This window comes from Xenorhabdus doucetiae (genome assembly GCF_000968195.1).
GTDB classification, from domain to species: Bacteria; Pseudomonadota; Gammaproteobacteria; order Enterobacterales; family Enterobacteriaceae; genus Xenorhabdus; species Xenorhabdus doucetiae.
In genome coordinates this window covers 1,848,842-1,866,485 of the sequence record NZ_FO704550.1, presented here as the reverse complement: position 1 = coordinate 1,866,485, position 17,644 = coordinate 1,848,842, and the positions used below count along the sequence as shown (strand labels likewise).

Here is a 17,644-nt window from a genome sequence, read left to right as displayed (position 1 = left end):
CGCATTCGTAGCAATCAAAGAGGAAGGCTGTTCCCGCCGGCCAAATACCGGCAGGAACAAAAACAGGATAAAACGATGAGATAATACTAAGATAACACCGCCGTTGTCAGGCGAGATGTGCAGCATAATTGTTGCTGATCATTATAAATGTCAATCTGCCAGACCTGATGTGAGCGGCCAAGATGAATCGGCTTGCAAATCCCTTTGACCGTGCCTTCACGAACCGATTTAAGGTGGTTAGCATTTATTTCTACTCCCACGACTTTCTGTTCACCTTCCGAACAGAGATAACCGGCAATGGAGCCGAGTGTTTCGGCCAATACCACCGATGCCCCACCATGCAGTATCCCGAAGGGTTGTTTAGTTCGTTGATCGACTGGCATGGTTCCTTCAATAAAATCATCGCCAAGCTGGGTAAATTCGATCCCTACATGTTTTACCATACACTGATCATTAAATTGATTCAGGGTATTCACATCGATATTACGTTTCCAAATCACGGCATTATCTCCAATAAGGCTTGTAATGGATGTTTAAGTGGTTTTCCTTCTATACGTTTCACCTGACTGCGACACGAATATCCGGTACTCAGGCAATGCTCTAAAGATAAATTTTTCAGTGCCGGTGCCCATGAAAGTGAGTAGATGCCAATCGATCGCGCCAGGTTTTTCTTTTCATGGCCATATGTGCCCGCCATGCCACAACATCCGACACTGACATGCTTCAATTGATGACCAAAATGGCGGAAGATATCCGCCCACTGCTGACTACTACCCGGTAGCGCTGTCACTTCGGTACAGTGCCCCAGTAAGTACCAGTCATGTAGGGATATTGAATCATCACTACTTTTCGTTTGTGACATTTTTTCCGGCAGGATGTCAGTTAACCATTCGTGCACCAACTGAACGTTAAAATTCCCCCGCCGTTCACCGAGAATATCGTTGTATTCATCCCGATAACACAGAACCAGAGCCGGATCGACACCTATCATGGGAATATTCAGACGTGCGATCCGGTTCAGGAAATCTGCTGTTTTCTCCGCAGTTTTGGTAAATCGCTGCAAAAAGCCTTTGACATGTTGCGCTTTTCCATTGGGTGAAAATGGCAGTAAAACGGGCTTATATCCCAATTTTTCTGCCAGCAACACAAAATCAGTGACCACTTTCGCATCGTAGTAACTGGTAAAAGGATCTTGAACAATTAACACATGTTGGGCACGCTGAGAGGGAGATAAATCTTCCAACTGTTCCAGCGTGGTTCTTGCTGCGTAGTGACCGGCAAGTTGCTGTTGCAATGTCGGGTAAGAGAGCAACGGCAGATCAGTCATGCCAAGGGTATGCTGGCTGATTTTTTGTACCCACGGTTGTTTCAGGAAAAAATTAAATGCGCGCGGCGCTTTCGCCATCAGTGGCGTACTGTGTTCAACATTGGCAACAATATGATCACGCAATGGACGCAGATAACGGCTGTGATACAACGCTAAGAAGCGTGAACGAAACGAAGGGACGTCGATTTTGATCGGACATTGTGTTGAACACGCCTTACAGGCTAAACACCCCGACATCGCCTCTTTAACTTCGTGTGAAAAATCGTATTCACCCCGCCATGCCTGCCAACTATGCCGTGTCTTTTCAATCAAGCCCCGCAAACTAGGGCGTGCCTGCTCCAGCCCGTGCTCCAGTAACTTGGGTTCTACCCCCTGCTCCGTCAAAAGCCGCAACCACTCTCTGACCAAAGTCGCCCTGCCTTTGGGAGAATGGATGCGATGCTGGCTAATTTTCATTGACGGGCACATGGGGCTTTTAACATCGAAATTGAAACATAACCCATTACCGTTACACTCCATCGCTCCACGGAATGCCGTTCTGACATTGACAGGAATAGTACGATCATAAGTCCCGCGTTTAGCAGCATCCACTTTCATCATTGGCGCATCGGCTCCGATGGGCGGACAAATTTTCCCCGGATTTAACCGATTAAGCGGATCAAATGCCGCCTTTATCCGCCGCAGTTCGTTATACAAAGTCTCACCAAAAAAGGCCGGGCTATATTCTGCCCGAAAGCCCTTTCCATGCTCGCCCCATAGCAAACCGCCGTACTTAGCGGTCAACTGAACGACTTCATCAGAAATCTGTTTCATCAACATTTCCTGCTCCGGATCACACATATCCAGCGCAGGACGCACATGCAGAACACCGGCGTCCACATGCCCGAACATGCCGTAACTCAGCTTGTGACTGTCCAAAAGCTGGCGAAATTCAGCGATATAATCAGCAAGATATTGGGGAGGAACACAGGTATCTTCGACAAAAGGAATGGGTTTCGCTGCGCCTTTACTGTTGCCCAATAATCCGACAGATTTTTTCCGCATGGCATAAATACGCTCAATATCCCGCAGATCATGGCAGGTCTGATAACCAATAATGCCCGCCTGATTTTTTTCCATTAATTCATCCAGCCGCAAGCAAAGCGCTTGCAATTGCTGATCAATTTCCGGTTCATCATTGCCACTGAATTCGACAATATTCAGACCTTGCATGTCCTTATCAGGCACATCCGTAATCAATTCTTTTACTGAATGCCAGATAATATCTTCACGTGCCAGATTGAGTACCTTAGAGTCTACCGTTTCAACGGAGAGCGCCTTGGCTTCCACCATAAAAGGGGCATTGCGCAGGGCAGAATCAAAAGAGTCATATTTGACATTCACCAATCGCCTGACTTTGGGTAACGGCGTGATATCCAGTGTCGCCTCTGTAATGAAAGCCAGCGTACCTTCAGAACCCGTTAAGATGCGGGTGAGATCAAAAGACCGCATATCGTCGCTGAATACATGGCGCAAATCGTATCCGGTCAGAAACCGATTGAGTTTGGGAAACTTCTCAATAATTAATTTCCGTTGTTCACGGCAACGTTCCAGTACCGTTTTATATACCCGACCAACCACACTCTCTTCTTGGGCAATCGATTCCGCCAATGCGGTGCTCATGGGACGGGTGTCTAACATTTCCCCTCCCAATAGAACCGCGCGTACACCCAGTACGTGATCTGAGGTTTTGCCATAGACCAGTGATCCCTGACCGGAAGCATCGGTATTGATCATGCCGCCCAATGTGGCGCGATTACTGGTTGACAGTTCGGGAGAGAAAAAATAACCGTAAGGTTTTAGATATTGATTAAGTTGATCTTTGATAACGCCGGCTTCTACTCTTACCCATCCCTGTTCTGGATTGATTTCCAGAATACGGTTCATATGGCGGGACATATCCACCACAATGCCATTGTTAAGTGATTGTCCATTTGTGCCAGTTCCGCCGCCGCGAGGGGTAAAGGTCAGCGTCTTAAAACGCGCCTCGCCTGCTATTCTTGTCAATAATACAACATCGGCACTGGAACGAGGAAATACAACCGCTTGTGGCAACAGTTGATAAATACTGTTATCTGTCGCCATCGTCAGCCTATCGGCATAGCTGCTGGTGGTGTCTCCGGTAAAGCCGGCTTCTTTCAGTGCAGTCAAATAATCCTGTGTCAGTTCACTGACATGGGGGGCTTGTGATATACGTGGGATCATTGGCTAATTGCCCCTTATTCTAATAAGTATCCACATTGCTTTATCTATAACTATCTTGATCTATATACTATCTTGGATAGCGTCACTCAGACAATTTTCTGATTTCTGGGCAGACTGGCTTTAAACCATATCACAATATTTATCGATTTTGAGCAACCAATGAAATAACGTTATATTTAATGACCTTTGTTACTGCCAACCGTATTAATTACCTGAGAAATGATTTCATGGAAAAATCACCATCACGCCTAGATCTCCCCAAGCTGTTATTTGCCCTGTTTTTCATTTTATTGCTCATTACCACCAGCTTTTGGGTCTTGAGTCCCTTTGTCTTAGGATTTATTTGGTCAGGCATGGTCGTTATCGCAACCTGGCCATTATTGGAAAAGTTACAGCAACGATTATGGGGAAAACGCTGGATTGCGGTTTCTATCATGACGTTATTGCTGGTTTTATTATTTGTTATTCCCATTGCACTGCTTGTCAGCAGTTTGGTAGAAAATAGTGCGCCATTGATTGCCTGGGCAAAATCCCCTGCTTCTTTCCAACTTCCACAACTGGAGTGGCTCAATCGGATACCTGTCATTGGCGATGATTTATACTTTAAATGGCAGAGCTTGATGGCTGATGGCGGTAACATGCTTCTCAACAAAATTCCCCCTTATATTGGTAAGGCGGCAACATGGTTTCTTACCCAAGCCGCTAATGCAGGACGCTTTCTTTTCCATTTGGCTCTCATGGTCATGTTTAGTGTATTACTTTATTGGAAAGGTGATCAGGTCATGCTGAGTATCCGCCATTTTGCTATCCGGCTGGCAGATCAACGGGGAGATGCCGTCGTATTGCTGGCAGCCCGATCCATTCGAGCCGTAGCCCTTGGCGTCGTGGTCACGGCGTTGGTTCAGGCCATCGCTGGCGGAATTGGTCTGGCCATTGCCGGCATTCCTTACGCAATGATATTAACCGTGCTGATGTTTGTATGCTGTGTTGCCCAGCTTGGGCCTCTGCTTATCCTTGTTCCATCGATTGCATGGCTTTATTGGACGGGAGAAACAACCTGGGGAACCATTTTAATCATCTGGAGCTTAATATTAACCACAATGGATGGTGTTCTGCGCCCCTTCCTGATCCGACTGGGTGCCGATTTACCTATGGTATTAATTCTGACGGGTGTCATCGGTGGAATACTTTCATTAGGTGTTATCGGATTATTTATTGGACCAGTCGTACTGGCTGTTTCTTACAGCTTACTATTAGCATGGATGAATGAAGTGCCTAAACCCGAAAACAAGATAGCTGATAGTGAAAATCATTTCGGGGAAAAACAAGTTAAATAATCAAGTAACTGCGCGGAAAAATAATATTTCCGCGCAATTATAAAATTGATGAATATATCATCCAAACTCCCTCTGAAATGCAAATTGATTTTTCAAAATAACTCACTCCCGGCAAGTAAATTGTTGCAAAAAAGTTATTTTTCTAAAATTTCTTATCTAATCCAAACTTATTAAGAGAATTCTTAAAGAATAAACTGATGTATTAAATTAGTATTCATTTCATCGAAACAAACGTTTCCCAGAGTATTGCAATCTCAGCCTACAACGCCATAGGTTGGGTTCAATCAAGTAATATATATTGCTGTGTGTAGTCTTTGCCTGTCAGCCCATGATAGGCTTTTTTTTTGGTATTTTTTTTATTTCCTTCATAATTCCTCCATAATTAATCCTCCATGTCCCAAAATAAATAGCGTTTCAAAATGATAAGCGCAAATTTTATCCCACGCGGTGCGCAGGACAAGATTGCAGACTCTCACTATGAGGAAAACGTATTTATTATGTTATATAAAATATAAAAGCCTGAAAGTATTCTGACAGGCTTTTATATTTAGGTCTGAATTAAATGTGATTAGTGATTTCCGGCTAAAGAAATCCACGTTTTCACAACGGTATCAGGATTCAACGATAAGCTGTCAATTCCCTCTTTCATTAACCACTGCGCAAAATCCTCATGATCCGATGGGCCTTGTCCACAAATACCAACATATTTTCCCTGACGTTTAGCCGCCTGAATTGCCATAGAAAGCAATTGCTTCACCGCATCATCACGTTCATCGAATAATTCGGATACCACCCCAGAATCACGATCTAATCCCAAGGCCAATTGCGTCATATCATTTGAGCCAATGGAGAAACCGTCAAAATGTTCAAGGAATTGCTCTGCCAATAACGCATTCGACGGGATTTCACACATCATGATGACTTTCAACCCATTTTCACCGCGCTTCAAGCCTTGAGCGGCCAATTCCCCGATAACCGCTTCCGCCTGAGCAACTGTACGCACAAATGGGATCATCACTTCAACGTTGGTTAACCCCATCACATTACGTACCCGTTTGACGGCCTCACACTCCAGAGCAAAACATTGGCGGAAACTGTCAGAAACGTAGCGTCCTGCGCCACGGAAACCCAACATCGGGTTTTCTTCATGTGGCTCATAGCGGTCTCCACCGACTAAGTTCGCATATTCATTAGATTTGAAATCGGATAAGCGAACGATCACGCGTTTAGGCCAGAATGCTGCCGCCAGCGTTGCAATTCCCTCGGTCAATTTCCCAACATAAAACTCAACCGGATCATCATAACCCACCATCAACGACTTAATTTGTTCTTGCAGATCAAGGGATTGTTCGGAAAATTCGAGCAGGGCACGAGGGTGTACCCCGATCATTCGGTTAATAATAAACTCCAACCTCGCCAAGCCAACGCCTTCATTGGGCAAACAGGCGAAATCAAATGCCCGATCAGGATTACCCACATTCATCATGATCTTCACATCCAATTCCGGCAGCTTATCAATGTGGGAACTCTGAATGCTAAAGTCCAACTTATTCAAATAAACGTAGCCCGTATCCCCTTCTGAACAAGAAACCGTTACCTGCTGGCCTTCTTGCAAACGCTCAGTCGCATCGCCACAACCGACCACGGCAGGAATACCCAGTTCACGGGCAATAATGGCTGCGTGGCAGGTGCGGCCGCCACGATTGGTCACGATGGCCGCCGCTTTTTTCATTATCGGCTCCCAGTCGGGATCAGTCATGTCCGTGACCAGCACATCCCCCGCTTGGATGCGATCCATTTCACTCAGATTATGAATAACCTTGACCGTTCCAACACCGATACGATGCCCAATTGCCCGGCCTTCAACTAACACACTGCCCTGCTCGTTGAGTTGGTAGCGTTCCATCACTTGCTGATTCGAGCGAACCGTTTCAGGACGGGCTTGAACAATATATAACTTGCCATTATGCCCATCTTTCGCCCACTCGATATCCATCGGACGACCATAATGTTTCTCAATCAACAAAGCTTGTCTGGCCAGCTCTTCCACTTCATTGTCAGCTAAAGAGAAACGATTGCGTAATTCATCTGATACATTTTCCGTTCGCACTTGCTTGCCATGCTCTTTGCTATCGGCATAAACCATACGTATTTTTTTAGAACCAAGATTGCGACGTACGATTGCAGGGCGATGATTTTTCAACGTGGGTTTATGGACATAAAACTCATCAGGGTTAACCGCTCCCTGCACGACCATCTCCCCCAAACCATAAGCGGAGGTAATAAACACAACCTGATCAAACCCGGATTCCGTATCAATGGTGAACATCACCCCAGACGAAGCCAAATCAGAGCGCACCATACGCTGCACCCCCGCCGAAAGTGCAACACCACGGTGGTCATAACCCTGATGGACACGATAAGAAATCGCACGATCATTAAAAAGTGAGGCAAAGACATGCTTGATAGCCACCATCACCGCATCAATGCCCTGCACATTCAAGAAAGTTTCTTGCTGTCCGGCAAAAGAAGCATCCGGCATATCTTCGGCTGTTGCGGAAGAGCGCACGGCGAAAGAGGCATCCGGCTCGCCTTCAGATAATTGCGAATAGGCATCGCGGATATCTTGTTCAAGTTGGGGCGTAAATGGTGTATCAATCACCCACTGGCGGATCTGTGCGCCCGCTTTGGCCAATTGATTGACATCATCAACATGGGTTTCATCCAGCAATTGATAAATACGCTGGTTCACACCACTTTGTTCCAGAAAATCATTAAATGCCTGTGCTGTTGTAGCAAAACCATTCGGAACAGACACGCCAAGTTCAGCCAGATTGGTAATCATCTCGCCGAGCGAGGCGTTTTTACCACCGACCCGATTAACGTCATTCATGCCTAATTGATTATACCAGAGCACATTGCTTGGGGTGAGGCCACTATTGGACATTCGAAACTATCCTTTTTTACATTCGGAGGTACAAATCGGAAAATTAATGCTGCTCTTCACAGCAAGAAATAGCCTAGCACATTGTCTTGCCAGATATAGAAAGGTGAATCGATCAACCCAACAAGATTATTTTTTGTTTACCTATATACTGCATATCGCCCTGGCACACATCAGAAAGGAGTGATCTCGCCGCAATATTTATTTTTATTTGAATGAATAGCCGGTATTTATATATTCAAGGCAAATATATCCTTCATTGTTACGCTTTTTTTATCAAAAAAAACAGAAAATAAACAATCTCATTGCTAAAAACAGATTTTTTGTGATCTGCCTCACGAAATTAAAATGATCATAATCCCGTCAAAATTATCACTTATTTTTTATTATTAATATCATTGCGTTATGACAAACACACCTTTTATGGATAAATATTAAACGGCTCTGTGTACTCATCATATACGCTATCTCAGAATATTATTTTTCAACAGCAATCATTTTAACTTTTTACACCGTTATTGTCGGATACCGTTTTTTATTTCACTTGATTTCATTTGGTCTTTACTCCGGCGTTATTTATTATTTCCTCCATTTTTTATCACGGATCAGCCGATATATTCGGACACAGTGTTCCTTCAAATTATCGAAAAACAGCGTATTGCGTCTTTAATTAACAAATTTGTCGGAGACAATGTGAGTGAGATTTAAATCTTGTGCCACGGTTCGAGCCAACAACATGCAGGTTCTGCGCCACGGGGATGAATTTTGGATGAACGGGGCATAAGGAGGAAAATTATGGAAAAAAAACACGTAACCGGAACAGCCAGCAAAGCGGCAGCCAAGGCAAAAGAACCGCTCAGCCCGAAGGATATTGTCCCCCCTAAACCGAATTCCCCGTTACCCCAAAAGGTTCGGCATGACAGCCCGACCGGTGAGGGCAACACGCTGGGTAAAATCGTCGGCCAGGCCCCGCAGGGCACAAATCCACCGGAGGAAGCGAATCCCGCTGTGACACCGGAAACCAAATCCGAAAAGGGAGTATGGGAAACGCTTAAAGCGATGGGAAGTGCATTGGGAAATGCGGTCGCAGATAAAGCGAAAGAAACCGTCGAGGATCTGTCAACTCTGGATGGATGGAATCCGATTGAGCAGCAGAAAGGGATTGCCAAATCCGCCAGTAATACCGGGGTTGATCTGGTCGAAATGTCAGTCAAAGGCGGTATGCTGAATGCCAGCCGTGAGATGGACGAATCGGCAGGTTCGTTAGCTTTTTGGGGAAAGGTGTTTGGTAATAGTGATGCCGAAAAGCAAGCCGAAGTGATAAGGGAAGTAGCGGATGCCAACCGCACGAATGCCAGCCAGTTCAATCTGGATGAATATAAGATGACACTGGATACTCCCGGGCAACGCGTGGGCGGAACAGCATTTGATATCGCCATGCTTATTGGTCCGGTAAAAGGTGCCGGAACTGCAAGGGCAGCGGCTAAAACCGGTGAGATGGCGAAAATTGCAGAAGCAGGCGCAGTGGCGGGAAGAACCGGCGAGATGGCGAAAACCGCAGAGGCGGGCACTCTCGGACCGGTACTATCCCCCCAAAAAAACGCCTCCGGCGGTAAAGTCAAAGCCCAACCCAAAGAGACCCCGGAAGCCAAACCCGCCAAAGAACCGCCCAAGGATGATGCCACGCCGTCCAATAACAAAGAGGGAAGCTGTACGGGAACCTGTAGTACAAAAAGCGAACCGGTCGATATGGCGACCGGCGACTTCCTGCAAGTCTGGCCGGTTATCGTTATCCCCGGACTGTTGCCGATCACCCTGACCCGCACCTATCGTTCCACCGCGAACCTGAGTGGCCTGTTTGGTGAAAAATGGGCGGATGACTGGTCACGCCAGTTAGTGTTGACCGACGGCAGGGTGGATTTCACGGATACCGACGGCGTCATTTACGATTTCAGTACGCCGGAAAATCAGGTACTCGCCCGTAATAAACATATTCCCCATTGCGTCCTGACGGGGGAACTGACGGGTGAACTGTGCCTGACTGACCGCCGCGCCCAGTTGACTTACCATTTCAACCAGGCTGCCGGAAATATCCGTAAACTGTCCGCGATCACCGATCGCCGTCAGAACATGATCCAGTTTATCTACGATAAACAGTCGCAACTGACGGAAGTCACGCGCACGGATGGTTTGCGGCTGGTGTTGGGTTATCACAACCGGCAACTCCAGACCGTGGATTATCTTGAATCGCAAAAATCGCAGCGCCTGCTGACCTGCCGGTATGATCCGCAGGGCTACCTGAGCGAGTGTGACGCGTTCCAGCACCACCACCTGTGGCATGAATATGATGCGCAGGGGCGCATGACCCGCTGGCATGATACCGACCAGACCGATCTCCATCTCACTTATGATGAACGGGGCCGGGTGATCAGTATGGCCTCTCCCAGCGGTTACTGGCATGATCGGTTCCGCTATGATGATCGGGCGCGTATTACCACCTATCTGGATGCCGAAGGGGGAGAAACCCAGCACCATTACGATCATAATGGGTTAGTGACCCGTGAAGTCGATCCGCTGGGGCGCATCACCCGCCGCCAGTGGCGCCATAGCCAAATCCTCTGGGAGGCCGATCCGGCAGGCAGAATAACCACCTTCGGTTACAACCCTGACGGGGCGCTGACCGAAGTGAAACTGCCGACGGGCGACACCTTTGCTTACGGTTATGACGAACACGGGCAGCTCACCGAAAGCGTGCTGCCGACCGGCGAACGCTGGCAATGGCATTATGATGAACAGGGCAACCTGACGGCAGTGACTAACCCATTGGGGCACCAAGAAGCCTACCAGTACGGCACGCACGGCGAACTGCGCCAGCGCCTGCTGCCGGACGGCCGGGCGTGGCACTACGCCTATGATGAACACCAGCGCCTCGCCGCCGTGATGACGCCGGATGGCGAAACCACCGGGCTGGAGCTGGATGCGCTGGGCCGCCTGCGCCGTTTTACCGACGCGCTGAAACAGGAGACCCGCTACCAATACAGCCCCGACCATGCCAGCCTCAGCAACGGCAGCCTGAGCGAAATCACCCTCGCCGACGGCGTCACGCAAACACTGGCCTACGACAGCGAGCGGCGGGTGGTGGCGGTCACGGACGGCGAAGGGCGTACCAGCCGCTACACTTACGGCGCGTTTGACCTGCTGACCACCGTCCTCCGCCCCGACGGTACCACCCTGAAATTTGGCTATGACAAGCTCACCCGGCTGAGTACCGTCACCGTCTCCACCGGGGAGGTCTACCGCTATGAGCGGGATGCGGCGGGGGCGGATAATGGAGGAGACCGGATTTACCTAGGAGTACCCTTGAATATCTTTAGTACAAGAAGGGCCGCCGGACACAGGGTACGTATTCGGAAGGTTAGCAGCTTCGCTGGCACTATTCCGCCGCCTGTTTTGCGGTTCAGACAGGAAAGTTGGCAGCCGGTGGAGGGGGGAACTTAAAGCTCACCGCAACCACCAGTTACGAATACAACAAGCGGCACCAACTGGTGAAAGCCACCAATGCCGATGCGGTGGTAGAGTTTGAGTATGACAAGGACACTGGCCTGCCGACCTGTGGAGCGTATCAACGGGCGGGAAATCCACCGGACATGGGATACGCTGACGGGGCAGCCGTTAAGCGAACAACTGGATGACAACACCCTGCATTTTGGCTACAACCCGCTGGCGCAACTGAACCACTTTCAGCTTAACCAACATGCGCCGCTCACCTTGCAGCATGACGCCTTAGGCAGGGAAACAGTACGCGAAAGTGCCGACGGCTTTATTCTTGCCAGCCGCTACACCGCAACCGGATTGCTGGCGCATCAGTCGGCGGGGCAGGCCACCTCCTTTTTCCGGGAAACACTGGCACAAAATGACCCGCATTTTCCGCCGCAGGCCTCGGCGGTCAACCGGAGCTGGCAATATGACCGTGCCCATAATGTGCGGGTGATTGACGACAGCCGCTGGGGGCAAACCCGCTACCGCTATAATGCCAACGACCAAATCCTGCATACCCTGTTTGACGGCACGCGCCCGCAGGAAGAGCAGTTTGGCTACGATGCCAACGGCAACCTGAGCCGGCACTTGCCGGTCGATGCCCACGGCGCGATGGAACAAGTTACCCAACGCCAGAACGCCGGGCGGGTGGTGCAGCACGGCGATATCCGCTATCGCTATGATGACAATGGGCGTCTGGTGGAAAAAACTGAACAACGTGACGGCTTCCGCCCGCAGGTCTGGCGCTACCGCTGGGATACGCAAAACCAGCTGACCCACTGCGAAACCCCGGACGGCTCGCGCTGGCGCTATGCCTATGATCCGTTTGGCAGACGAATACGTAAGCTCAAGGTTCACGATGGAAAGCTGACGGCGGCAAACCTGCAACGGTGGTTAGCTGGCAAACCGGATTTAGCGCCAAGAGCCGATGCCATCATGGGGCAGGATTACCTATGGAGCGGCGACCAACTTATCGAGGAAACGCCGGTTTACGCCGATGGCTCGCTGGCGCTGGACAGCCGCGTGCGTTGGTTGTACGAACCGGGGGCACTCACACCGTCCGCGCGCTTTGAAAAGGGCAAGCTGCATTATATTGTCAGCGACCACCAAGGCACCGTGCGAGAAATGCTCAATGAAAACGGCACGCTGGTTTGGGCGCAGCGGCTGAAGACATGGGGAAAAGCCGAGAAATCACAAGTGATTGCGTCCAATGATCCGGATTACCATGTTGGGTGCAATTTCAGGTTCGCTGGGCAGTATGAGGACCAAGAGAGCGGACTATACTATAACCGTTTTCGTTACTATAATCCGGAAACGGCGCAGTATATTTCTCCCGACCAGCGTGAACTTGGCGGGAGGAATGAATCCTTATGGGTATGTGCATAATCCGACAGGATGGATAGACCCGTTTGGGCTAGCAGGCTGTCATTCACAAAAGAGAAAATATTGGTCTTCTGATCCTGTCACCTTTAATGGCAATAAAGTCTATCAACGAGATGATTTATTCGATCCTCAAAAAATGACAACATGGAGGGATAAAGGGAAAGTGATCAGGGGAACGAATATTGAACGGATGGCATCAGGTAGAGCACCGGTTGGGTATGATGGTAAGGCTGTCAATTTACATCATATGTTACAAACTCAACATGGCCCTATAGCTGAGCTTAGCCAGACATTCCATAAAACCAATCACAAAGCAATTCATATAAATCCTAATACCATTCCTTCAGGAATAGATCGTGCTGCATTTAATAAATGGAGAGAACAGTATTGGATGAACAGAGCTGGAGATTTTAAATGAATAGAGAGAAATTATTAGATCTATTTGTTCAACATTCTGATCTATTAAATATGGGTAACACAGATGATGCACCTTCAACTGAATGGATAGAAAAAGCAGAAAGCGCATTGTCATTGACCTTACCTGATGATTATAAATGGTTTTTAGGCAGGTTTGGGGGCGGCGATATATGTGGTGATGAAATATACAGTATATATTGCATTCCGTTCGAAGAGGCTGTAGGTGGTGACTTAGTATACCAAAATACAATAGCTAATGATTATCTGAATGAAGGGCGTTTAGTTGTATCAAATACAGACTTTGGAGAAGAGTTTTACTTTGATACCAGAGAATTGAAAGCTATTTATGTTGCATTGGGTGAAGAGCATAAATTGTATGCAAGCAATTTTATCGAATTCTTATATAAAAGATTAATGTCTTATATTTAAGATTAAAGCCGGAAAGATCCCCGTGATCTTCCGGCTTTTTTATTTACCGTGGTGCGTATCCGTGCCAGGCCAGCGCCGACTGTAACCGCCCTATCGCGTCCTTAATCAGCCAGGCTTCATCGTCATTTACCGCACAGGCGCGTATCTCCGCCCAGCTCAGCCGCTTGACCAGTTGCGCCAGTGCCATCGCTTCCTCGTGGCTCAGGTGCACTTCCTCTAGCCGCTCAATGCCTGTTCTCATTAGCTGCCTTCCCTTAAACGGTTTTGTAGTCGCCAATCAGCTCGCGCTGGCGCTGGTATTGCTGTTTGAGGCTGTTCGTCTCGTCGCTGTCGGGGATCAGCACTAAACAGCCGTCCATAATCTTCACCGTGACCGAGCCGCCAATCTCAAACCCTGCGGCCTTAAGCCATTGCCCCTTAAGGTGTATTGCGGGCGGGGCGTTGGCCTTGTCGTTTTGCGGGACGTATCCCACGGTGTAATAACGTTCTGTTTTAGCAGCTTTATTTTGAGCCGCGTTTTGCTTAGAATGCGCCTTAGCCATGTTCAACTCCTTAATAGTTGCTTATGGTTAGCAGCGTGTTCGGGTGCCCGCCCGAATACGTTGCGTTAATCGTTTTTACTTCATCTTGGAAGACCAGCGTTCAGCTTCGTACTTAATGATCATGCCTTCCAGCACTTCCTTAATGACCTGCCGCTGTTCAGGCTGCATGTTGCTGATAGCCTGAAACTGTAGAGCCAAGTCGCTATCAGGTTGTAGCTCGTTGTCTTCAAATATCAATGAATCCGTCGTCACCCGCAATGTCTGCGCGATCTTCTTAATCGCTTCCAGCGACGGTAACGAAATCCCGCCTTCATAACGTTTTATCTGTGTCACGTGAATGCCGATAGCATCCGCCAATGCCTGTTGTGACAAGCCTTTTTGCTTGCGCAGGGTGATGAGTCTGTTAGCAATACTCATTGAATTAAACCAGTCAGAGAAATTTGCCGTCATTCTATCCCCCAAAAAGTGCTTGCTTTATATTGGTATCTTATCGGATACTAAATAAAAGAGCAATGGAATCTTGACGCAATTTTAGGAAGGTCACTTTATGGCTCGCATTCCCGACGCAGAATTACAGCACCTGAAATCCGCCGTCTCTTTAGTTGCCGTTATCGGGCAACAGGGGCGGAAGTTAACCCCGCGCGGCAAGGACATGGCCGTGCTGTGCCCGTTCCATCAGGAAAAAACGCCCTCAATGGTGATCACGCCGTCGAAGAACCTCTATCACTGCTTTGGCTGTAACGCGGGCGGGTCGGTGCTGGACTGGGTGATGCAAACCGAAGGCTTGAGCCTGCGTCATGCGGTTGAGTGGTTGCGGGGCACGCTGGGCGAAAACCCGGCGGTTCAGCCGCTGGTTGAGTCTCCCGAATCGCCGTTGCTGGCCGAGAATGAAGCCGGGCGGCAGGCACTGCTGCACCGGGTGGTTGAGTTTTATCACCATACCCTGCTCAACGCGCCGGAGATGCAGGCGTTCCTGAGCGCAAGGAAGCTCAACCATCCTGAACTGGTCGCCCATTTTAAGCTGGGCTTTGCCAACCGCACGCTGGGCTATCGGCTGCCCGCCAAGCAACTGAAAGCCGGGGCTGAAATCCGCGCCCGCCTGCGGTCGGTCGGGATCTTGCGGGAGAACGGGCGTGAGCACTTGCGCGGCTCGCTGGTTGTGCCGGTGATAACGCCGGGAGGGGCAGATACGGGAACTCTACGGCCGCAAAATCTGCGATCGTGTACGGCCGGGTACACCGTTACATCTGTACCTGCCGGGGGAACATGGCGGCGTCTGGATGAAGCGGCACTGATGGCCTCAAAAAGCCTGATCCTGTGTGAAGCGCTGATCGATGCGATGTCGTTCTGGGTTGCCGGGTATCGCCATGTCACCGCCGCTTATGGCGTGCATGGTGTGACCGCTGATCACTGGCAGGCGTTTGAACGTTACGGCACTAAGCAGGTACTGATCGCCTTCGACAATGACAGCGCAGGCAATGAAGCGGCGGTGAAACTGGCGGCCGCACTGGCTGAGAAAGGGATCACGCCGTTGCGGGTGATGTTCCCGCCGGAAATGGACGCGAACGAGTACCTGTGCCAAATGGCAGAGCCGGAAGCGGCTTTCGGCCTGTTGCTGGCGAGCGCGATGCCGATGTTAACGGCCGTCACCGCGCGTGCAGAGGCGGCACCGTCAGCCCCGGCAGATATCGCCCCTGCGCCTGTTTTGACGGCCACGGCGACAACGCAAAACCCCACGCCCGGCCTTGTCTGGGAAGCCGGGGCAGACGGTGAGCTTAAGATCTCACTGGACAGCCTGCGCTGGTGCATCCGGGGACTGTCGGGCGTAAAAGCGGGCGCGGTTGCCCTGAAACTCAATGCGCAGGTTATTGATAGTCAAAGCGGCGTCATGTTCCTGGATGGGGTTGACCTGATGAGCGCCCGCAGCCGTCAGGGCTATGCGCGGATGGCGGCGGCTGAGCTGGGGCTGGCCGAGGGGGAACTCCGCCGTGCCCTGGGACAGGTATTACTGGCCGTTGAGCAATGGCAGCAGCAGGGAGAAAGTTCGGCAGCGGCAGTGCCTGAACTGAACGAGGCCGAGCGGGAAGCGGCGCTGGCCTTGCTGCAAGACCCGAACCTGACAGCGCGCATCACGCAGGATCTTGCCACCTGCGGCGTCGTGGGGGAATCAACCAACCTGTTAGCCGGCTTTTTGGCGGCCGTGAGCCGAAAGTTGCCTAAACCCTTAGCTGTCCTGATCCAGAGCAGCAGCGCGGCGGGGAAATCGTCCCTGATGGATGCCATACTCAACCTGATACCGGAAGAAGAACGCATCCAGTACAGCGCCATGACCGGGCAGAGCCTGTTCTACCTCGGTGAAACCAATCTCCAGCACAAGATACTGGCTATCGCCGAAGAAGAAGGGGTGCGGCAGGCGGCTTATGCGCTCAAGCTGTTGCAGAGTGACGGCGAGCTGACGATGGCGAGTACGGGCAAGGATGAAGCGACCGGAAACCTCGTCACCAAAAGCTACACGGTGAAAGGCCCGGTGATGCTGATGTTGACGACCACGGCGATCGATGTCGATGAAGAATTATTGAATCGCTGTCTGGTGCTGACCATCAATGAAACCCGCGAACAGACCGAAGCGATCCATGCCTTGCAGCGCCACAAACAAACCCTTGAAGGGTTGCTGGCTGAGAACGAGCGGGAGTATCTCACCACATTGCACCAGAACGCCCAGCGGCTGTTAAGGCCGCTCAATGTGGTTAATCCTTACGCGAGCCAGTTGACCTTTATGTCTGACAAAACCCGTACCCGCCGCGACCACATGAAGTATCTCACGCTCATTCAGAGCATCGCGTTGCTGCACCAGTACCAGCGGGAAATCAAGATCGCCGAGCATCGCGGCCGCAAGCTGGAATACATCGAAGTCGCGAAAGACGATATCCGGCTGGCGAACCAGCTCGCGCATGACATCTTAGGCCGGACGCTCGACGAGATGCCGCCGCAGACCCGCAAGCTGTTGCTGCTTATCCGGCAGATGGTGCATGACATGGCGGCCAGCAGGCAGCAGACCCTGCGTGAAATGCGCTTTACGCGGCGGGATATCCGCGACTTTACCCAATGGAGTGACAACCAGCTTAAGGTGCATTGCCAGCGGCTGGCTGATATGGAATACCTGCTTATCCACGGCGGCAGTCGCGGGCACCTGTTGCAGTATGAGCTGTTATGGGATGGCGACCGTGCCGAAGGCAGCCACCTGTGTGGCCTGATTGACTTGCCGGACAGCCCGGAAGAGTCAACGCCATAACCTTATGATGTTCGCAAGTTGGATTGGGAATGTCGCAAGTTGCCACCAAGTTGGCCTCAGGTTGGTGCCAAGTTGGGGCAACAAAATCAGCCACAAAGCCCGTGCTGGCAAGGCTTCACCGCCCGTAAGTTGGAAAAACGCAAAAATCACTGTTCCGGCCTCCTTAATACATCCCATCATACCGTCGTGCCG

9 protein-coding genes and 2 pseudogenes are annotated in these 17,644 nt (G+C 50.1%); 5 read left to right on the top strand and 6 right to left on the bottom strand.

Annotation, left to right across the window (positions count from 1 at the left end):
* Positions 1 to 86: 86 nt before the first annotated feature.
* A complete protein-coding gene (locus XDD1_RS08535; protein WP_045970342.1) occupies positions 87 to 500 on the bottom strand; it encodes a hotdog fold thioesterase in 414 nt (137 codons plus the stop codon).
* On the bottom strand, positions 497 to 3,571 hold the full coding sequence (gene ydiJ / locus XDD1_RS08530) for a D-2-hydroxyglutarate dehydrogenase YdiJ (RefSeq protein WP_045970340.1): 3,075 nt from the start codon (positions 3,569 to 3,571) through the stop codon (positions 497 to 499). Before ydiJ ends, XDD1_RS08535 begins: the two co-directional genes overlap by 4 nt.
* A 227-nt stretch (positions 3,572 to 3,798) precedes the next feature.
* Here ydiJ and ydiK point away from each other — a divergent pair, with 227 nt between their 5' ends.
* Complete coding sequence (gene ydiK / locus XDD1_RS08525) at positions 3,799 to 4,908, top strand: AI-2E family transporter YdiK (protein WP_045973412.1); 1,110 nt, start codon at positions 3,799 to 3,801, stop codon at positions 4,906 to 4,908.
* A 568-nt stretch (positions 4,909 to 5,476) separates the two neighbouring features.
* Here the strand turns inward: ydiK and ppsA are convergent.
* Positions 5,477 to 7,855: a phosphoenolpyruvate synthase gene (gene ppsA, locus XDD1_RS08520; protein ID WP_045970338.1), complete on the bottom strand. Its 2,379-nt coding sequence runs from the start codon at positions 7,853 to 7,855 to the stop codon at positions 5,477 to 5,479.
* A gap of 1,641 nt (positions 7,856 to 9,496) precedes the next feature.
* Here ppsA and XDD1_RS20380 point away from each other — a divergent pair.
* The 3 genes and pseudogenes from XDD1_RS20380 to XDD1_RS08510 form a co-directional block, all read left to right on the top strand.
* A pseudogene (locus tag XDD1_RS20380) lies at positions 9,497 to 12,815 on the top strand (RHS repeat-associated core domain-containing protein); the annotation flags it as partial.
* A 93-nt stretch (positions 12,816 to 12,908) separates the two neighbouring features.
* Complete coding sequence (locus tag XDD1_RS20375) at positions 12,909 to 13,190, top strand: HNH/ENDO VII family nuclease (protein ID WP_084720985.1); 282 nt, start codon at positions 12,909 to 12,911, stop codon at positions 13,188 to 13,190.
* Positions 13,187 to 13,618: an SMI1/KNR4 family protein gene (locus XDD1_RS08510; RefSeq protein WP_045970335.1), complete on the top strand. Its 432-nt coding sequence runs from the start codon at positions 13,187 to 13,189 to the stop codon at positions 13,616 to 13,618. Before XDD1_RS20375 ends, XDD1_RS08510 begins: the two co-directional genes overlap by 4 nt.
* 43 nt (positions 13,619 to 13,661) lie before the next feature.
* Here XDD1_RS08510 and XDD1_RS08505 read toward each other — a convergent pair whose 3' ends face one another.
* The 3 genes from XDD1_RS08505 to XDD1_RS08495 form a co-directional block, all read right to left on the bottom strand.
* Entirely contained in the window at positions 13,662 to 13,859 is a 198-nt protein-coding gene (locus tag XDD1_RS08505) for a DUF7706 family protein (protein ID WP_045970333.1), read from the bottom strand.
* Between the two features lie 13 nt (positions 13,860 to 13,872).
* A complete protein-coding gene (locus XDD1_RS08500) occupies positions 13,873 to 14,160 on the bottom strand; it encodes a SymE family type I addiction module toxin (protein ID WP_045970331.1) in 288 nt (95 codons plus the stop codon).
* Between the two features lie 75 nt (positions 14,161 to 14,235).
* Complete coding sequence (locus XDD1_RS08495; protein ID WP_045973410.1) at positions 14,236 to 14,577, bottom strand: helix-turn-helix domain-containing protein; 342 nt, start codon at positions 14,575 to 14,577, stop codon at positions 14,236 to 14,238.
* A 130-nt stretch (positions 14,578 to 14,707) separates the two neighbouring features.
* Between XDD1_RS08495 and XDD1_RS08490 the strand changes: the two are divergent.
* A pseudogene (locus XDD1_RS08490) lies at positions 14,708 to 17,452 on the top strand (CHC2 zinc finger domain-containing protein).
* Positions 17,453 to 17,644: the final 192 nt, after the last annotated feature.